Origin of the sequence: Zobellia uliginosa (assembly GCF_018860745.1) — a bacterium.
GTDB lineage: Bacteria > Bacteroidota > Bacteroidia > Flavobacteriales > Flavobacteriaceae > Zobellia > Zobellia uliginosa_B.
Genome location: NZ_JAHKPY010000002.1, coordinates 796,977 through 817,895, shown reverse-complemented (window position 1 = coordinate 817,895; position 20,919 = coordinate 796,977). Strand labels below are relative to the sequence as shown.

Here is a 20,919-nt window from a genome sequence, read left to right as displayed (position 1 = left end):
TATGCCCAAAAACTGGAATACATACAAGCTTGGAGATATTGCCAAAATTAAATACGGTAAAGACCATAAGAAACTTGAAGAAGGAACGATTCCATGTTATGGTACGGGTGGCATAATGCGTTATGTTAATTCCTTTCTTTCTGATGAGGAGTCTGTGCTTATACCAAGGAAGGGTTCTTTAAATAGCATTTTCTATATCAACCGACCTTTCTGGACTGTTGACACCTTGTTTTGGACTAAAGTTAATAATGATATAGCATTTGCTAAATACTTATATTATTACCTTACTACAATTGATTTTGCCTCTAAGGATGTAGGTTCTGCAATACCAAGTTTAACAACCAGTCTTTTAAATGTACTGGATATCACTCTCCCACCCCTCCCCGAACAAAAAGCCATAGCCAGCATTCTCTCTGCATTAGATGACAAAATAGAGAACAATCTTGCCATGAATAAAACTCTCGAAGACATGGCAATGGAACTATACAAGCATTGGTTTGTAGATTTTGGTCCTTTTCAAGAGGGTAAGTTCGTAGACTCTGAATTGGGTAAAATTCCTGAGGGTTGGGAAGTAAAACGATTAGATGAAGTAGCTATTAAAAAATCAGAAAGTTTTAATTTTAAAATAGTTGATGAAGTTGTATTTGTAAATACTGGTGATGTACAAGAAGGAAGATTTCTTCATTCAGAAAAAAAATCTAAAACAGGTCTTCCTGGTCAAGCAAAAAAAGCAATTTCAAAAGGTGATATACTTTATAGCGAAATCAGACCTAAAAATAAAAGATATGCCTTTGTTAATTTCGATTCATCAGATTATGTTGTTTCAACAAAATTTATGATAATCAATCCAAAGGAAAACATACTTAATAAATTGCTCTATAGGGTTTTGACAATGCAATCAACCGTTGATAATTTTAATTCTATTGCAGAAGGACGTTCAGGAACATTTCCGCAAATTACGTTTGATGCAATTAGCGATTTTGAATTAATCCTACCACCGTTAGAAATTCAAAGACACTATCAAAAATTGGTTTCACCCATGGAAATGAAACAAGATGAGCTTTATACTGAAAACCAAACCCTTACCAATCTCCGCGACACCTTACTACCCAAACTTATTTCAGGAGAAGTCCGCTTAAAGGAATTTAAGGAAGAAATAACTGCAGCCCTATGAGCTTAAACGAACATACCGCCCAAAATGCTGCCATAGCTTGGTTAAATAGTTTAGGCTATACCCATATACCCGGTAATGCACTAGAACGTGACCTTAAAAAAGTAGTTTTAGAAAATGAATTAAAAAACTTTCTAAAAACCACCTACCTCAGCGTTCCAGAAACGGCACGTAATGAAGCCTTTGCCCAATTTACCCAACACGAGGGTATGGAGGTCGCGTATCGCAATCAAGATTTTCATAGAAAACTAACTCAAGGTATAGACATTGCTTGGAAAGATGCCCATGGCAATGAAAAGGCAAAGCACATCTACCCTATAGATTATGTACATCCAGAAAACAATAGTTTTATAGTTTCAGACGAAGTCAGCATCGTAGGCAAAAACAGCCGCCGGACAGACCTCATAATTTTTATCAACGGACTGCCACTTATTGTCTTTGAATTTAAAAATCCATTTGATTCCACCGTAGGAGTTGAAAATGCACATCGGCAAATACATAACTATGTGTTAGATATTCCACAATTGTTCGATTATAATGCCATTTGTATAGCATCAGACGGTCTGGAGGCTTTACACGGTATGTATTCATCCGCCTTAGAATGGTTCGCTCCATGGAAAAGTTTAGATGGAGATGATACCGAGCAAAAAGCAGAATTGCAATTAGAAACCTTATTGCATGGGCTATTCCCAAAAAAGACGCTATTAGATTATTTACAGCATTTCATCTTTCATGAAGACCACAATGGCAAGATTATAAAGAAAGGCGCAAAGTACCACCAGTATTGGGGCATTAGCCGTGCCGTAGAAAGTAGCCTAGAGAACATAAAACCAAATGGAGATGGGCGTTTAGGTGTCATATGGCATACCCAGGGTTCTGGTAAGAGTATTAGTATGGCAATTCTAACAGGTATTCTACGTCAACGACCAGAATTAAAGAATCCAACTATTGTAATACAAGTAGATCGATCAGATCTTGATCAACAGCTCTATGAAAATTTTGTGCTCGCCAAAGATTTGGTGGGTGATGTTCAGCATGCCGAAAGTACGGACGACCTAAGAAGATTATTAAGCTCTAACGGTGGCGGCGTAATTTTCACGACCATTGAGAAATTCAGGTTGAAAGATTTAGCAGAAGGTAAAGAAGTGCAGCATCCCATTTTGAGTGAACGCTATAATCTAATTGTTATGGCAGATGAAGCGCACCGTACTCAATACGGTTTTGAAAGTGGCGGTTTTGCGCAGAATATTCGCAGAGCATTACCCAATGCATCTTTTATTGGTTTTACTGGCACTCCAGTAGATGGCAAAGATGCCGATACCGAACAAGTTTTTGGTCCCACCATTCACATATACGATATTAAACAAGCCGTTGAAGATGGTGCCACGGTACCCATCTACTACGAGCCAAAAATGGTGCCGCTTAATATAAAAGCAAAATACTTCCAAGAACTAGAAGAAGTTGAAGAACAAGCAGAAGATACCACTGTTGGTGTTTGGGCAGCTGTTGAAGATGCTGCAGGTTCAGAAGACCGTGTAAAGACTGTAGCTAAAGATATTTTAGAACACTTTAAAGCACGTACAAAAACTTTAGATGGCAAAGCTATGGTAGTTTGTATGAGTCGCCGTAATTGCGTTAAAATGTACGATGCCTTATCTGCTCTGGAAGATTGCCCAGAAATAGCAGTCATCATGACCAGTAGTCCTGGAAAAGACCCTGTGAGTTGGAATGCACATATGCGCACCAAAGATGCTATGGAAGCAGTAAAGTCAAGATTCAAGAATCCTGAAGACTCTTTGAAAATGGTCATTGTCCGTGATATGTGGTTGACTGGTTTTGATGCACCCTGCGCACACACCATGTATGTAGACAAGATTATGAAAGGTCATAACCTGATGCAAGCAATCGCCCGAGTAAACCGAGTTTTTGAAGGAAAACCAAATGGACTGGTAGTTGATTTCATTGGCATATCAGGCTTTTTAGCAGAAGCCACAAAAAAATATACTGGCAGCGGTGGAGCTGGCAAACCAACCTTAGACTTAGATGCTGCAGTAGAATTGTGCTTAGAACAACTGACTATAGTTAAATCTTTGGTAGGTGGTTTTGAATTGGATGTGGTACAATCAATGCAAGAAACAGAATTAATGCAATGGTTTACTCGTGGTTTAAATTTATTGTTACGAACAGATGAGATCACCGAAAACTACTTGAGGGAAGAACGTAAGTTAAGTGAGTTAATGGCCATGACCAATTCAGATGAACGCATTTGGGAAATTCAAGAAGATGTTGCCATTGTACAAAAATTTAGAGAAAGGATAAGACAAATAAAATACCCTCCAGGAGCTCAGCGAACTAAAAATGACCGTATAAAAGACCTTATCAGCAAATCATTAGAATCGCAAGCTATAGTAGATTTAGCTGCCATGTATAATCTAGATAAGATTGATATTTCTATCGTAGATGATTCTTTCCAAGCCATTGTAAAGGATAAAGGAGGAGAAAATATTAAAATAGAACTGTTACGCCGTATCATCAATGACGAATTGAAAGTACGCATGAGCAAAAACATTAAAAAAGGTAGAAAGCTTAAAGATGAGCTTGAAAAAGTATTGGGCAAATACCACAAGAACAGTTTAGATTCCATTGCTGCAATAAAACACTTGCTAGACATTGCAAATGAGATGAAAGCAGACGATAAACGAACAAAAGAACTAGGGCTTACCGAAGATGAACTCGCTTTTTACGATCTATTATCTGCAAATAGTGCCATATTAAATGAAGCGGGACCAGTACAGGAATTAGTCCATACCGTAGTAGCTTCGGTAAAGAAAAACCTTCAGCTAGATTGGACCAAAAAAGAAAATGCAAGAGCAGCCATACGTTTAGCCGTTAAAAAAGAACTACGAGGAAAAGTTCCTTTCTCAGAATTAGATAAGCTTTTAAAAGAAGTCATAGAACAAGCAGAAGGGCAATATGGGGAGTGGCCTTTATTGGGGTGATACGTTGTACCTTTTTCTTAAACAGAATAATAGAATACCACTTTGTCGGTTACCACTGAAACAAAAAAACCGCCAAAAAATGACGGGGCTTCCACTATAAAACTAAAACTAACTATTCACTAATATCCGCTGTTCTAGGTAACGGTTTTGTATACTCCATCTATATACTCTTGTGCCATAGGCCAGTATTCATTTTTAGACGTAAATGTTATAAAAATTTATGTTGAAGGGATTTACAACCTGTTTAAAGAATTTAATATGGAACCCATGGTTACTTTAATCCTTCAGAATGAAAATGTAATCCCTTCCACCATACCCATATTATTTGATAAGACAGAACCAAAAGAAGTTGCCAATGCGCATACGCTGTATGGGTCTTTATTAGATTTTTGTTTAAAAATTGGTGTCTATCCGTATAGGGTACCTACTGTTTTTCAAAACGAATATCTGAGCAAATTGAATTGGGAAAATAGCCTCGCCTTTAAATTAAAAAGCACCTTGCACCCTAATAACATATTGGCTCCCAATAGGTGTTCAAAATAAGGAAGTGAGCCAAAAAAGGACAACAATTTCTTGTTGCCCTTTTGAAAAAACTAAACTAACTCAACTAACTAAATCATTCATTTATTATACCGCCAATTTCTAATTGCGCATCGGTTTTTGGGTATTGAGTCTCTTATTGAAATCAATCAAGACCTGTTTTAACTCTTTTAGTTTCTCTTGGTTGGTCTGTGCCAGATCATTCTCTTCAGAAACATCATTTTTAAGATTATACAATTCATACGAATCGTTTTCATAAAAATAAATCAGTTTCCAATCTCCTTTCCTTACTGCCTGACCTGGCGTCCAGCCACTTCCATGATAATGTGGATAATCCCAAAACAAAGCTTCATGGGCACTACTTTTTTCTCCTTCCATAACTGGTTTAAGACTCACCCCATCTTGATGGAGTTCTGGCCGAAGCGGTAAATTAAGCTCCTCTAAAATAGTAGGAAACATATCCATGCTAATCACTGGCGTATTAATCTTGCTTCCTTGTGTTTGTCCGGGCTTTTTAATCAGTAAAGGAATTTTAATTCCGCCTTCATAGGCCCAACCTTTTCCAGCTCGTAACGGCCGCACGCTTGTTGGTCCCTTGCGATCGCCTATTCGTGTAGTGAGCCCACCATTATCAGAAGTAAAAATTATTAAAGTATCATCCATCAATTTTAATACTTCTAGCTTATCCAGTAACCTACCTACATTCTCATCTAAAGCGTAAACCATAGAAGCATATTCCGCATTGTATTGATTTATAACGGTATGCGCTTCCCTCTCATTTTTTAATTGAGCATCACCAATTTTTAATTCCTTCTTTTTCGCTTCAAACTTTTCAATGTGTTTTTTAGAGGCTTGGATTGGCGTGTGCACGGTATAATAAGACAAATACAAAAGAAATGGGTTATCCTTATTCTCTTCTAAAAATGCAATGGATTCGTTGGTAAGCCTATCCGTTAAATATTCACCCTCTGGGCCATCCGATAGTTTTGGGTTCTTGTACGGTGAATAATACCCTCCTGGCGGTTGTCCTTTGTGGTGGCCGCCTTTATTAATATCAAAACCTTGGTTCTCCGGAAAAAAGCCAGTATCACCCAAATGCCACTTACCAGCAAAAAATGTTTTATAATCCTGTTCTTTTAAAGCTTCCGCTATGGTGGTTTCTTCTAGCGGTAACTCAAACAAGTCTTCCGGGCCTTTAAGTATAGCGTTCTTGGCCTCGTACCCCGGAATCCAATCCGTAATACCTACTCTACTTGGGTATTTTCCCGTCATAATTGCGGCTCTTGTAGGGGAACATACAGGATTGGGGCTATATGCATTTGTAAAGAGGTTGCTACTAGCTGCTAACCTATCAATATTTGGTGTTTCATAAAAGGAGCTTCCATAACACGCTAAATCTTTCCAGCCTAAATCATCTACTAGTATAAAAACAACATTTTTCTTAGGAGATAGTTGTACACTCTCTACTTCTGCAGTTACTACCTTTTTTTCTTTGCACCCTATAAAAAGTAGGCAGAAAGTAAGTATGGTCACTATTTTATATCTCATAGTATTTTATAAATTAAAACTAAAGATTATGGGGCTTTTACCTATTAAACCCCGTAATCTTTGAAATTTAATATCCTGGGTTCTGCTCTAAATTTGGATTATTATCTATCTGCGCTTGCGGAAGCGGATAAACCACATGATGGGGTTGTGCTGGTTTACCACGTTCTATTGCTCTTTCCACAAATTTATTATGCCTTATTAAATCTTCTCTTCGCAAACTTTCCGAGTAAAGTTCCCACCCTCTTTCAGCTAAAATAAAATCTTTTAATTCTTCTTTTGAACTAAAATCGGTAAGGACAATACTAGCAACACCAGCCCGATCACGAATCTCATTGATCAAATCTATACTCTCCTGGTTGGGTCCGTTAACTTCGTTCAATGCTTCAGCACGTGCCAAGATAATATCCGCCAAACGTATAATAGGAAAATCATTACCACTAAACCTACCTGCCGCATTCGGGTCTGGTACAAATTTAAAACTGCGTACATCATCTAAAGCAACACCGTCACCATCTCTGGACAAAGGAGTTAAAACACCCGTGGTTGTTGGTATATATTCCGAAATTAGAAGTTGTCTTCTAATATCAGTTCCTTCAAACGTTTCGTAAAACGCGGTATATGTTCTGAACTGAGCGCCAAAATTTTCCCAATTGGATTCTATAGGGTAATTTGGAGGAAAAGCATGGGGTATATATACATTTGCTTGATTGGTTCCTACAGCAGCTTCAAATCTAAAAATGAATTCGTTGTTATCTTCACCTTCTACTGCAAAAAGTTTGGTGTAATCGTCATATAAAACATATCCTCCATTTGAAATTACTTCCTCTGCCATTGTGGCCGCTTCTTCCCATTGTTTATTATTTAAATAAACTTTGGTTAACAAAGCAAGTGCACTTCCCTTATTCGCTCTACTTGAAAGTCCGCCGTAATCCAAGTTTTCAGATGCATAAATTAAATCACCTATTACATAGCTCCTGTATTCTTCTTCAGTAGCTCTAGGTGTTTCTTTTCCTACAGCCTCTATTTCATCTAAAGTGGCCCCATCGGGTACGGTAACAATAGGTGTAGGACCAAAATAGTTATGTAGATTGTAATAAGAAAATGCTCGTAAAAACCTGGCCTCCGCCTCAATTTTTTTTAAAGTGGCTTCTTCCAAGTTATCTAGACCGTCTATAACACTCAGCACATTATTTGCTGCGGCTATGGCATTATAAAACCTATTATATCCGTTATTGAAATAGTCTGTTGAAGCATCCCAAGTAAACTCAATAAGTGGTAAAACCCTTCTGTTGAGACCTCCCCCAGTTTCCCAAGTCTCATCAGTATTGAGTTGTTGCACATTAAAATGGTCTATAGCTTGGAAATTAGAATATATGGCAGCACTATAAGCCCCTGTCAACAAAGCATCTACCCCTGCTTCGTCTTGTAGAAAAACAGATGGGTCGTATTCTGTAAAGACTTCTTCTTCTAAAAAATCTTCGCAACCGAACAAAAGTACGATCACAACTATGTTAATTATATATTTTTTCATCAGTGTATGTTTAAAATTTAATATCTAAGCCCAATCTAATTGTACGTGCTAACGGATAGCTATTATAACTGCTACGTTCCACATTCGTACCTTCTGCACTCGCATCTGGATCATACCCTTCAAAATCAGTGATTGTAAACAGGTTGTCTACCGCGGCATACAGACCTAGTGATGTTATTCTAAAAGTATCTTTTAACGGTATGTTATAACCAAGAGTAATATTCTTTAAACGAATGAAAGAAGCGTCCGTAATCGTAAGGGAGTTGATAGCTCTAGCCCCACCATACTGACTAGGGTTTTCTCCTGACGGCAAAGTGTTTGATGGATTTTCCGGTGTCCATCTTTCATTGTAATATTTTGAAATAGAATTCCTGGCCGAGTTCGTTGGATACAATGATTCCGTTACATTGGCGTCTAAAGATTCAATACCTTGAACTCCCTGAAGAAAAATCTCAAGACTCAGGTTTTTATACTTGAAGTTGTTGTTAAAACCGAAAGAAAAATCAGGAAAGGGATCACCTAATACCACTCGGTCATCCGCATCTACATCTCCATCACCATCTTGATCAACAAATCTGGGTTGACCTGGTAGATAGTCAGGTGTAGCAGAATTTGCAATATCATCTCCCACCTGAAATATACCGTCTATTTCATAACCATAGAAAGATTGCAACGGGGCGCCTTCCCGTACAATAGTATATTGTTGTATAAAAGTACCTATGTTGCCTCCTATTATCTCTTCGGTAAAATCCGGTAGCATAGTTACTTCATTCTTTAAGAATGACATTGTAATTCCAGTAGTCCATTGAAAATCATCCTTATTAATATTGATAGTGTTAATATTGAAATCAACACCGCTGTTTTCTACTTCACCAAGGTTAGTCCTCACATTAGTAAAGCCAACAACAGAGGGCAACGGTTTGTTAAAAAGTTGATCTGACGTTTTACGCTTAAAAAGATCTACAGAACCTGAGATGCGATTATTCAGAAAACCATAGTCAACACCTACATTTATTTCTGTAGTGGTTTCCCATTTCAAATCCGGATTAGGTAACCTTGCAGCGACCACACCTTGCGCTACAGATCCCCCAAAAACTGAATTACTACCATTATTGGATCGGGAAATAAGGGTCTGTCTAGTCTCGAAATTATTAATTCCTTGATTTCCCAGTTCCCCATAACCCAGGCGTAGTTTTAGATTACTTAGAGTATTACTATCAACCAAAAATGGTTCTTGACTAACTCTCCATCCTAAAGATGCCGATGGAAAAAAAGCATATTTATTATCGGGGGAAAAGCGAGAAGAACCATCTACCCTAAAGGATGCAGTTAATAAATATTTACCCTTGTAATCATAGGTAGCACGACCTATAAAACCATTTAATTGATTTTTTTGTTTGCCACTGGTAACGTCATCGTTTAAATCACCGTTACCACTCTGTAGTAGATTGGTAGCCGTTACGTCTGACAAAAAACCTTCTGAATTTGCACTGAATCTTCTGTTTAAAAATTCTTCAAAAGTTACCCCTCCAAAAATTGAGAAATTATGATTTTCATTGAACGTATTGCTATACTTTAGAAGCGCCTCAACCAGCCAATGTGTTTGTTCTATAGACTCTATTGTGCCTATACCGCCTTGCGCCAGCCCGCTAAGAGTAGCCCTACTTCTGTACATATCTGCCCTTGAGGTATTAGACTCCCCACCCAAACGTAAACTAGCTGTTACATTTTTAATTACTTCGTAATCCGTATTTATAGAAGCATAAAATCTATTGAGAACAGTTTGGTTATCAATCCCATAAATCAATGCTAACGGATTATCCAAAGCAATTGAAGCATTTCTAAAATAGCGTCCATTCTCATCAAGGCCTGATGATAAAGTCGGGTCAAATTGAATGGCCGAGTTTATGGGACCCGCATTTTCATTTGCGGAATTTGAGAACAATATTTCATTATTGGTCTGTCTAGTAAAATTAGCATTAGCAGAAATCAGCAAGTTTTCCAGCGGTCGTGATTGCACATTTAAGCGAATATTATATTTCTGACTTGATGAAGACTTCACAATACCATCTTGATCAAAGTAATTCAACCCTAAATAATAATTGCCCTTCTCGTTACCTCCGGACAAAGATATTTGATGATTTTGAACCGTGGCATTTTGAAAAATCTCATCTTGCCAATCGGTGCCGGCACCAAAACCTGCAATTTGCTCAGGAGAATAAGTATCTGCACTTCTAAAATTAACCAGGTCCGCATAGTCATTGGCACCTAACACGTCCAAAGACTTGGCTACGCTTTGAAAACCGGTATACGTGCTATAGGACAAGCTTGTTTTTCCGGCTTTTCCTTTTTTCGTTGTAATTAGAACAACACCATTAGCCGCACGAGTACCGTAAATAGCGGCAGAAGAAGCATCTTTTAACACATCTATGGATTCTATATCGCCAGGGCTTAATGAGGAAGGGTCTACACCCGGAAGACCATCAACTACGAACAATACCGAATTATCACTGTTTATAGAACCGGCACCACGTATCTGAACTTTTAAACCGGCACCTGGAGCAGAACTCACTTGACTAACATTAACACCTGATGCCGCACCATTTAAAAGTTGCACCGCATCATAATTTGCTCCTTGGGTAAAATCTTCTGATTTAACTGTAGCAATAGCTCCTGTTAAGTCGGTTTTTCGTTGTGTACCATAACCTACAACCACTACTTCTTCCAACTTAGCTGCATCTGGTTGCAGTTGCACAGTAATTGGTGCGTTACCTTCTACTACTATATCTTTTGTTGTATACCCAATATACGAGATGGAAAGAATTGCGTTCTCGTCTGAAACTTCAATTGAGAAGTTTCCGTCAAAATCTGCCGTGACACCGTTTGATGTTCCTTTTTCTACAATATTTGCCCCAGGTAATGGTATGCCATCAGCATCGGTTACAATTCCTGATATTGTTTGTTGATAAGGAGCAATTAAGAGTGATTCATTTGTACTACGGCTTTTTCGCTCCTTCTTTCTCAATAGTATCTTACGGTCATCCAATTCATAGCTCGTATCTACATTTTCAAACAATAGGTCCAATACCTTATCAATTGGAGCTTTATCTACCTTAATGGTTACTTTTCTACTTAAGTCCACTGCTCGTGTATTGAACAGAAACTTAAATTCAGTTAGAGTTTCAATATCTTCAAGAACTTCTCTTACCGTAGAATTTTCCCTTTCTATAGATATTTTAGTCTTTTGCGCATACGAAGAATTGGCATGCATCAAAAAACTAATGGTTAAGAAAAATAGAAGCGATAACTTCATTTTCAGGTCATAATTTAAGTGCCAAGAGAGAACACCCTCCGACTTTGGTGGTTTTTTCATAATTTTGAGTGTTTATTTGTGATTACGCGTTACGAATAATCATTTTTTTGAATCGGGAAATGTTAGAGCATTTTCCGATTTTTTATTCAAATAAGTTCGAATAAAAAAATGATCAAGTTTGATGGGTTCTAGTTATTTCGTTTCATCCTATTTTTATTTTATTATTATTTTATTCTCTACTATTTGATATTCAATTTGATAAACCTTGTTGAAATATTCAAAGACCTGCTCAATAGTTTCGTGATTGGTCTCTACCGTAGCATTGAAAGTTTCATTGGCCAATAGATCGTTATTGTTTATAATTACCACATTATAATGGCGTTCCAATTTTTGAATAATATTATCGAACCTCTCATTACGAAAAACCAGGTTACCATTTGTCCAAGAGGTATAGAGCGCAGTATTCACTTTTTGATTTACAATATTTTTCTCTTTTTTACTAAATATGCCTTTAAATCCAGGCTTTAAAAAGACTTCTGCATCTTTCTTTTCTTTCTGTTCTTGGTTGAACAAGCTTACAGAACCCTCTACTAAGACTACTTGGGCCTCTTCATCTTCAGAATAGTTTTCAACATTGAATTTGGTGCCGTACACTTTAATATCCAATTCTTGACTACTCACTATAAACCGCCTAGTTTTATCCGGACTTACTTCAAAATAGGCTTCACCCAATAAGGTCACTTTTCTTTCCGCATCCTTAGTGAAATTAGTGGGATACGTAATGGAGCTTCCCGCATTTAAGTGCACCTTTGTACCGTCAGATAATACTAGACCAAATCGTTTACCATTTGGAATAGTGAGTGTATTAAATTGAAGATTGGAATTTTGGTCTTCATCCTCATAAATTAATTGACTGCCTTTTTTATTGCTTACAATATTACCAGCTTCATCAACTATTTTAGAACTTCCATCCTCTGAAATTATCTGTACTTCGCCGTTACCCAATTCCAATGTGATCAAGTCTTCTCTTGGTATAACAATCTCATCCAGGCCATCTATAGATAAATTATTTTTCAGTAATACTCCTAAGCCTAAGAAAACAAGAGCTATGGCAGCATACTTTAATACGGACAATAATCTAACTTTACCCTGTGAAACGTTCTCGTTACGAATCTCTTTTAAGAGCTCTTTTTTTACTTTATCCAAATTTGGGTCGTTCATAGCCAAGTTTATCGCAAAATTTGTTTTCACGTAAGTTTTATAAATCCTTTGATTCTCTTTATTCTGCAACCATTTATCAAGTAGATCCAACTCTGCTGTATCTGCAGTTTGTGTAAAATACTTAATTATATATCTCTCAACTTCTTTTGGAGTCATTTACCCTTTCTCTTTACATATACTACAAGTGATATTTTCAATACCCTAACTTTTTTTTAATATTTTTTTAATAATCGTATTATTTTTATCCTTTACTTGCGATATAAACATTTTCTCATGAAATTGGAAGATAACTCAGCTTTAATCAAAAACCTTATTCGAGGGGAAGAGAAGGCCTACATGTTCTTATTAGAAACCTACCATAGACAACTCAATGCCTATGCAATAACTCTAACCCATAATCAATCAACAGCACAGGATATTGTTCAAAATGTATTTCTTAAAACTTGGAAGTCAAGGAAAAAACTAAATCCTGAATTATCCATACGTAGTTTCTTATACAAATGTGTTTATAATGAATTCCTGAATCACTATCAAAAAAATAAAGCTGTAGTTCTATTACAAGCAAAATATATTGAATACGCCCATGAAGTGGTTGAAGAAACGGACAATAACGCTCTAACTAGAATGATAGAAATCGTAAATAAAGAGGTACAGAAACTACCTCCTAAATGTCAAAAGGTTTTTGTTCTAAGTAAAAGGGAAGGATTAACAAATAATGAGATTGCGGACTATCTTGATATTTCTATTAAAACTGTGGAAGCTCAGATTACCAAAGCTTTTCGTATTTTAAAAAAGAAATTAGGAGCAAAATACGAGACTATCCTCATAGTAATATTTGGGATTGGAAAGAAAAACTTCGCTGCGAGCTAAAATGAATAAACGAACTCTTTTCTAGAAATTAAAGCCAACACTAAATATGAAGCGATTTCCATCTCCTCCGTGATAGAAACCTAGATTTCCCGTCAATGCACTAAAACCGGATATCCATAGAGAACCACCATAGTCATTATGCCATTGGGTGGAATTATCATTATCCGACCACACACGACCATAATCAAATCCCGCACTTACGCCCATTTGAATAGGTATGAAATTGGTTCTAAATCTGGTAATACCAACTCTAAGATCCGTACTATGGTAAAAGGCGGATTGCCCGTTAAACCTTTCATTTCTGTAAGCCCGTAAACTTTGATTTCCACCTAAAACCGCACCGTGATAAAACTCGTAGTTATCTCCAATTACAGCCTCACCTGCTATTTTGGTTGCAATTACGGCAATACCGCTTGGATGTAAAGGGTAGGTTAATGACAATGAAGGTTTTACATAACCAAACTGGTTATCATATCCGTTTAAATTCGATTTGTAACCTGCTACTAAATCCGCATTCATGGCGCGATTCGGAAATGCCGGGTCATTTTGATTGTGGTAATTATAACCCACTTCCGCCATAGCGTATACCTGTTGCTCATAAACATCATTATCCGCTGTAAACGATTGTCCTACAAAACGTTCGCTATCATTGGAAACCTCTAACGATTGCAATGCGGTTCTTAGGTAGTATCTACTTCCTGCCTTTTCATGCACTAAATATGGAGAAAATTTAAATTGTCTTATACGTACCCGGTTGTAATCAAAATCCAGATCGTCATCATTTTGAGAATCATTTCCTTCTCCAAAATAGTTCATAGTAAAATTAGGACTAGTGTGCCTCACGTCAAAACCTAAGTTCCAATTGTTGAAAACATGTCCAAATTCCGCATTATAATCTATTGCAAAACCATTTGTTGCAAAAAAGTACTCCGCTCCTATGGTATGCTGTGATTTAAACGGGTTGTTAGCCAAGCCGTAGGTAGTAAAACGGTCTTTTAAGCCCACTCTAAAACCTGTATCGCCATCATATCCCAAACTTGGGAATATAATGTTCTCATGATATTTCCTTTTCTCATAGTCATAGGTATTCACATCATAGGAGTCTGTAAGCCATTTTTTTGATTTTGGATTTACAATGGTATTTTTCTTGCTCTTATAATCATAAAGCTTTACCTTTTTGGTAGATTTAAAATCATAGGTATCGTTTTTCTTACCTCCTATAATTTTAATGTTCATAGGTTTTTTACCTTCTCCTGTAACGGTAAACGTATCATTTCCATCAAGCCCATAAACCCAAATCTCCTTGGTCTGTTTTGAATTGTAGGTGTTATTGAAAACAATACTGTCTTTTGAAATGGAAATATTGGTTTCGCCATTTGGTTCTCTAGTAATTAAAAATTCATCATCCTTTTCTGTCCCAAGAACTACTTCAAAATTATTTAAGTAGTCATAATAGGATCGTGCTATTTCTTGCAAACCATCACGACGGGATTGCAGTTTCTTTTTAATTTCATCAATACTATGATCTTGGGCAGCCTCTGGCAGAGAATTAAAAGCCGCGTTAATTTCTTCGTTCGATAAGTTCTCTTGAATAAAATCTACTTGTGTTTTCCAGTCCTCCCATTTCGCAGTTTTTATAAAAGCTTTATCCAAAGGATACCCGGATAGGTTGAACCACTTTACATTCTTGATATCCGCTTCATAACTTTCCATTTTTCGCAGCAATGGAAAAGAATATTTTAAAAGACCAATAATAGGCCCGTCATATTTGGGAAAAGCCTGGTCCCAATCCCTTGGTATGGCTTCATACCTTTTTTTACCGTCTTCGGTTTTAAACTGCGCCCAGCGCCATTGGTCTTGATGACGGTCCCAGTTGCCAACGAGCATATCAAACAATCGGGCGCGTATAAAACTCGGTTCATCAACATACGAATCCTTAGATTCCATTAACTCTAAACGTAAATCCGTAGTACTTAAAATATCATCTGGTCGTCCAAATGTCTCAAAGCTTTTGTTTTCATCCCCCACATGTTCTTCCAACATAAAAAGGGCATTACCATAATCTTCATTATAAATGCCCAAACCTTTTTGCTTGGGTACATAATAAATATTTGGATTGGCGTGAAGCACCTCTAGCGTTTCGGAAAGTTCGTTCATAGCGAACTGCGCGTAAGGGTGTGCCGTGGTATAAAAATCCATCATATAACGCTCGGCCACGGTGTTTCTGAGATAATCCTCTACATAATGGTTATCTATAGCATTGGTCTGCAGAAAGCGCAAGGCACTTTTTCGCAACGCTCTTAATGTATATTCATGTTCATTATCATCTATTAACCTAAGTGATCTGGACTGTGTTCCCCCACCCTCGGAAATAGGACGCACATTATTAGGTAACTTATCTATTTGAAGTACCGGAGCTTCTATTTCTTTACTATAGAGATTTCTGAAATGATCTCCCCAGACCCATTTGTAAAATCCGCTTTTATCCGTTTCCTCTTTGGTGTATATTGATGCTTTTTCTGTTGGTCCGTATGCTTTTTTAGGATAGGAAATAGAATCTATTGAAATACGGTCTCTTTTAATTATTTGAGTATAGGCAATTTTGGAAGCGCCTCTTCCTATTTCTATAAAGTCTACTTCCGAACTACCGTTTTTAAAAACCGTCAACTTGGCATAGCCCTTATTTTCAGATTCAAAATGTTCTTCTTTAGGTGCTCTTGCTTTTTCTGTTTTCCCTATTGCCCCACTAATGATTTGTGGAATTCCATCATCTTCTAAATATTGTAGGTTACGGTCTTTTCCAGATACGAATATGACATCCTCAAACTGACTGGCTATGGTCTCCATCCTTCCCCGTAAAAGTCTATTTTCCTTATTTTGGTACGACTGAGGTGTAAAACCTCCCATTTTATCGATCATGGAAATTTTAGAATTACTCATTACCGGTTGGTAGACTGCAACGATTACCGTTTTGCCTTGACTATCCTTTAGGTCATCTTTAAACTCTGCCAAAAATTGGTCCCTAGTCTTATGCTCGCATTTCTCGTTGATGTAAGGGTGATTGTCCCAATCTTCTAAAAACCATTGGGAGTCAACCATTTCTAGTACCACCTCGTCATTTATGGTTTCTTTTTCAAGGGGGCAACCATCATTAGGCCAAAATTTAGCTTTACTATTATCCTGTAAAAATGATTCTAGATCGTCTATACTTTGAGGCGCTCCTGTTAACCATTCATTCTTGCCTGGTGTTAAAACTACATTGCCATTAAATTCATCCCATACCTTCATTAAAGGCTTCAAATAGGCCTTTGCCTTCTCTTGTTTCACTTCTTTTGATGGAAACCCTTCCTTATTTATAATATTACCCAATAATAATAAGGTGGCATCCGTCTCGTTTTTAGAAGCTGAATTGATTTCACCCAGCATTTTTTTCGCTTCTTCATATGAGACATTTCCAATATTAGAAGTGATATAAAAAATATGTGAAACCTCCTTATTGACATTTGAGTCTAACACCTCTGATTCTTGTGAAAATACATTGGAGCAACAAATGAAAAAAGAATAAATAAAAATTAGTGAACGCATGTATTTGTTTTTGTATGTTTTGGCATAGCCTGCCAAATTAGAATAACCCAAGAAATAAAAATTATCTTTTAATCACACCAAAATCCGAATCATGAGTAATTCGGATTTTGGATGCAACACCTTCTTAAATTTTTAAAATTAGCCCTTTTTTGAAGTCCAATTAAGGATTTCGTGCCGGATTTCTTTAGTTGATCGTTGGTGTTTCTCTGCCAAGCGATCAATTAGCGTATTAAAACTACCTTCTTCATAATTGGTATTGACATTTTCCAAACCTGAATAATGAGAAAGGTACTCATCGCGCACCGCATGCCATTGTTCTTCCAACCTAGGTTCTAACTCGGTAGACTGTACTCCCCCATTATCTACAGGTTTCCCTAAATTATTAGGTTCTTGCTCAGAGTTATTATCATTGTAATCCAAATCTAAACCCCGGTTTTGTTGCACATCGTTTTGCAATCCTCCATGATCTCTTTTGTTATCTCTATGCATATTTTCCGTAATCATATATCGTGCTTTTAGTATAGAATTTATAATAGTATAAAGATAAAAGCGTTACGGGCATTGGTTTAACTCAATAGCTATTTTAAATACCCCAAAGAGACCCGTTTAATTTGGCATTAAGCAGGAATAGGCACTTCACCACTTAATTGTCAGCGTTATTTATTGCTAGGAGTCGAGATAAGCTGGACTATATTTTAGATTGGAATACTAAATTCTTAGAATAGGGCCCTTCTTTGGATTTCCCCTCCATTTTACAATCATATATCCAATAATTCCAGAAACTACTGACCCTACTAATATTCCCACTTTAGAGGAATCTACGATTACTGAATTATCTGTAAATGCCAAATTGGCCACAAAACAGTACAAATTGATTATCAAGTTGATAAATCCAATATACAAACTAAGGTCTTGCAACGTTTACCAAAAACTTTAGTCCTGAAACGGTTATAGCTTTCTCTTATTCCTAAAATAGGCCCAAACAGCAGTAATAACCATAAAAGCTGCTAAGAAGTAAACGAATTGTGGAATGGGTACTGGATCTCCAGCAGCATAACTATGTAAGCCGGATAAGTAATAATTAACGCCAAATGAGGTCATGATTATAGACCAAAAAGCAAACATACTAGCTACGTTAAGCACATAAGTGTTTTTTAAGGCCGGAATAAAGCGAAGATGCAAAACAATGGCGTAAACAATTATACTTATCAATGCCCAAGTTTCTTTTGGGTCCCATGCCCAATACCGTCCCCAAGATTCGTTGGCCCAAATACCCCCCAAAAAGGTGCCTACGGCTAAAACAAACAAGCCTATGGTCATTGAACTTTCATTGATATAACTCAACTCTTTAATTTTTAAATCTATTCTGTCTTTTGTTTTTGGGGTTCTAATTATCATTAAAATAAGCGCCATTAAACCGAGTACGGCGGATAAGGCCAAAGGAGCATAACTGCTTACAATAGTAGCCACATGTACTTTTAACCAATACGATTTTAAGACGGGCATTAAATTGGTTATCTCCGGATTGATCCAATCCAAATAACTCACAAACAACAGAGCACCAGAAAACAAGGTCGCAAGCGGCAATGCAAAATCTGATTTTCTATAAACAAGAAAACCACAAAGCATAAGTACCCAAGCTACAAAAATCAACATTTCGTATCCATTACTCCAAGGGGCATGTTGCGCCACGTACCATCTTAATATAATATTACCTGCAAATACTATAAAGCTAAGCAGGGCCAGAATAATAAAAAAGTTCCAGATGTATTCCACACTTTTCTTTTGTGTAAATACTTTTACCATTGCCAAAACCAATAAAATAAATCCCAAAACGAACAGTACTTGAAATAAATAGAAGTTGAGGTTTAAATCATTATACCACAGTTCCGCAGCTATTCTTTGATTACTGGGTATGATGTCTTCCCCAAGTACATTTTGATAGGTACTTATATATCCCAATTTTTCCGTGGCATCTACCCAATTCTGGTTGGCTACATCAGAAAAATAGGTAGGTATTATAGCTTTGGCAAAGCGCCCGTCTTCTTCAGGAAAATCCTTAAAGTCATGGGTATAGGTAAACCAGGTATTATTTTCATCCAGGCTATTGGGAAAAACCTTTAGATAATTCCCGATAAACACATTATAAAGTATATTAAAACGCTCATCTACTTTTAGAACTTCTTTATCGAATTCATTGCGTTCTGCCGGCTTTTTCTGATTTGCTTTTTCAACTTGCTCCCCAAAAACATATTTTCCATCCTTATCCAATAAATTCTGAAAAGATATTAAACCGTTTTCGCCTAATTTAAGTGACTCATATTCAGTTCCTAGTTTCTTTTTGTCAATTTTTATAATAGGGACTTTCTCCCAATATTTAGCCGAAACATGCATGGCCAAAAAGGTCTGATTGGCATCTAACTTTACCGTAGCTCCATTTTGAGAGAGCTTAAAATACGGCCTGCCGGAAATCTTTCTTAAAAATTCAGATGCCAGTGTATTTATCGGTTTAATTCTCCCATCTAAATCTTGCACCATTACCCGTCCAAACAATGCAGCATGGTCTGCGTCTATAATCTGCTCTGGTATTGGGTCTTTTTCTTGTTCAGGTCTTGCTTGGAGAGCGGCAGTATATCCTATAAACAAGAGCATTAAAAGAGCTGTCTTTTTCCTCTTTAGTTTGTTCAACCTCTTATTTACCTCCACAAATCTAGACCCTTTTCCAAAAAGTGTGAAAAACATACCTAGGCCCATTAGGAAATAGCCTAAATAGGTAACCCACGTACCTACAGCATCATGATTGACCGAAAGTACCGTACCTTTTTCGTCTGTATCGTAACTGGCCTGGAAAAAGCGATATCCTTTATAATCCAGGACATTGTTCATGAATATCCGATATGGGGTTTTCACCCCATTATCTATAATAGTAACCTCACTGGCATAGGCAGATGGACTTGTTGAACCTGGATACCTTTCCAATTGAAAATCTTCCAATCCTATAGAAAATGGTATTTCTTCTGCTTCAGCACCATAAGAAAGTAAAATAGATAAATCCTTAAATTCCGCCTTATGTTCGGTTGGTAAAAATCCTTGTCTATATAGTAAATTTGTAGTTTGGGTTTCGTTATTGACTGTGACGTCTACTAGCAATGCATCATCTTTATTAGGGTCGTTATCCTTTAACTTATCTGACGTACTAACAATATCTATTTTTGCATTTGGATGATATGCCGTAGGAACAAAAGAAGCATCCCCATCTCTATACAATGTCTTGAGGGTCATGTTGGTGATAGTGTCTTTCTTTATTTTACCAGCTGTTTGAGAAGCCATAATAAAAAAGTCCAGATCCCTAGGGGTGTTCATTTGAAAATCGCCGTCTTTCTCGATAATATTGATTACACCTTCCCCCTCTGCTTCAAAACCAACTAGATGCCTATGTTCTCCTATTTGCTCTATTTCTCCCTTCTGTAAGAATACCGTTTCCCTTCCGTTTCCGGCTGTTACCACCAATTCTAGAAGCGCCTTTCCTCCTTCTACATCATCTTCTATTTTAGGTAGGGCATCAGCAACGAATTTATTATACCTTATCTCAATGGGAGTAGAATTAAAATCGGTTTTTATACTAAAATCATTATTTGTTAATGGAGAAAAGCTCAATTTTTTAAGTACCACTTTAGTACTATTTCCATCGGATATTTTTGCTTTTACATAATTAGCATCCGATATGATGATGTTGGAAGAAGCTCCTTCCCTTATGCGCATTACGCCCCCGTAAGAAGTATATCTTGTAATACCTGCCCCAATAATGATGATGATGAATGAAATGTGAAAAAGAAGTATAGGCCATTTTTCCTTTCTGAGTAATTTATATTTGAAAATGTTAAGAATGAAACTAATACATAATCCCACCATAACAAGTTCAAACCATAACGCATCATAAATTACCTTCCACGCCGTAGCAGTACCAAAATCATTCTCTACAAAGGTAGCTACGGCCATTGCTACCCCAAAGGTCAGCAACAAAAGAAGCGCCAATACCGGTGAAGCAAAAATCTTATATAATCTTCGTGTCATATCTTTCCAAAAAAAACTTATCCTCATCACTCTTATGGTGATGAGGATAAGTTTTATAATTATTTAA

12 protein-coding genes are annotated in these 20,919 nt (G+C 36.9%); 4 read left to right on the top strand and 8 right to left on the bottom strand.

The window, feature by feature from the left end; genetic code table 11:
- Position 1 precedes the first annotated feature (1 nt).
- From KO521_RS03725 to KO521_RS03715, 3 genes are all read left to right on the top strand, one after another.
- Complete coding sequence (locus KO521_RS03725) at positions 2-1,174, top strand: restriction endonuclease subunit S (protein WP_215938541.1); 1,173 nt, start codon at positions 2-4, stop codon at positions 1,172-1,174.
- Positions 1,171-4,170 carry a type I restriction endonuclease subunit R gene (locus KO521_RS03720; RefSeq protein WP_215938540.1) on the top strand — a complete coding sequence of 1,000 codons (3,000 nt, stop codon included), beginning with the start codon at positions 1,171-1,173 and terminating at the stop codon, positions 4,168-4,170. The genes KO521_RS03725 and KO521_RS03720 overlap by 4 nt, the downstream gene beginning before the upstream one ends.
- A 267-nt stretch (positions 4,171-4,437) precedes the next feature.
- Positions 4,438-4,713 carry a hypothetical protein gene (locus KO521_RS03715; RefSeq protein ID WP_215938539.1) on the top strand — a complete coding sequence of 92 codons (276 nt, stop codon included), beginning with the start codon at positions 4,438-4,440 and terminating at the stop codon, positions 4,711-4,713.
- Between the two features lie 99 nt (positions 4,714-4,812).
- Here KO521_RS03715 and KO521_RS03710 read toward each other — a convergent pair whose 3' ends face one another.
- From KO521_RS03710 to KO521_RS03695, 4 genes are all read right to left on the bottom strand, one after another.
- On the bottom strand, positions 4,813-6,258 hold the full coding sequence (locus tag KO521_RS03710; RefSeq protein WP_215938538.1) for a sulfatase: 1,446 nt from the start codon (positions 6,256-6,258) through the stop codon (positions 4,813-4,815).
- A gap of 67 nt (positions 6,259-6,325) precedes the next feature.
- Positions 6,326-7,789 (bottom strand): RagB/SusD family nutrient uptake outer membrane protein, encoded by a 1,464-nt coding sequence (locus tag KO521_RS03705; protein WP_215938537.1) that lies wholly within the window; start codon positions 7,787-7,789, stop codon positions 6,326-6,328.
- 10 nt (positions 7,790-7,799) lie between these two features.
- A complete protein-coding gene (locus KO521_RS03700; RefSeq protein ID WP_215938536.1) occupies positions 7,800-11,162 on the bottom strand; it encodes a TonB-dependent receptor in 3,363 nt (1,120 codons plus the stop codon).
- A gap of 153 nt (positions 11,163-11,315) precedes the next feature.
- The gene (locus tag KO521_RS03695; protein ID WP_215938535.1) at positions 11,316-12,479 is read right to left on the bottom strand and encodes a FecR family protein; all 1,164 of its coding nucleotides are present in this window, start codon (positions 12,477-12,479) and stop codon (positions 11,316-11,318) included.
- Positions 12,480-12,596: 117 nt separating this feature from the next.
- On the opposite strand from KO521_RS03695, the gene KO521_RS03690 reads away from it, so the two are divergent.
- Positions 12,597-13,193 carry an RNA polymerase sigma factor gene (locus KO521_RS03690; protein WP_215938534.1) on the top strand — a complete coding sequence of 199 codons (597 nt, stop codon included), beginning with the start codon at positions 12,597-12,599 and terminating at the stop codon, positions 13,191-13,193.
- Positions 13,194-13,214: 21 nt separating this feature from the next.
- Here KO521_RS03690 and KO521_RS03685 read toward each other — a convergent pair whose 3' ends face one another.
- From KO521_RS03685 to ccsA, 4 genes are all read right to left on the bottom strand, one after another.
- Positions 13,215-16,778 carry an outer membrane protein assembly factor gene (locus KO521_RS03685; RefSeq protein ID WP_215938533.1) on the bottom strand — a complete coding sequence of 1,188 codons (3,564 nt, stop codon included), beginning with the start codon at positions 16,776-16,778 and terminating at the stop codon, positions 13,215-13,217.
- A gap of 138 nt (positions 16,779-16,916) precedes the next feature.
- A complete protein-coding gene (locus tag KO521_RS03680; protein ID WP_215938532.1) occupies positions 16,917-17,282 on the bottom strand; it encodes a hypothetical protein in 366 nt (121 codons plus the stop codon).
- A gap of 204 nt (positions 17,283-17,486) precedes the next feature.
- Complete coding sequence (locus KO521_RS03675) at positions 17,487-17,636, bottom strand: hypothetical protein (RefSeq protein WP_354668188.1); 150 nt, start codon at positions 17,634-17,636, stop codon at positions 17,487-17,489.
- A gap of 90 nt (positions 17,637-17,726) precedes the next feature.
- Positions 17,727-20,852, bottom strand: a complete 3,126-nt coding sequence (ccsA, locus tag KO521_RS03670; protein ID WP_252729839.1) for a cytochrome c biogenesis protein — start codon at positions 20,850-20,852, stop codon at positions 17,727-17,729.
- Positions 20,853-20,919 lie beyond the last annotated feature (67 nt).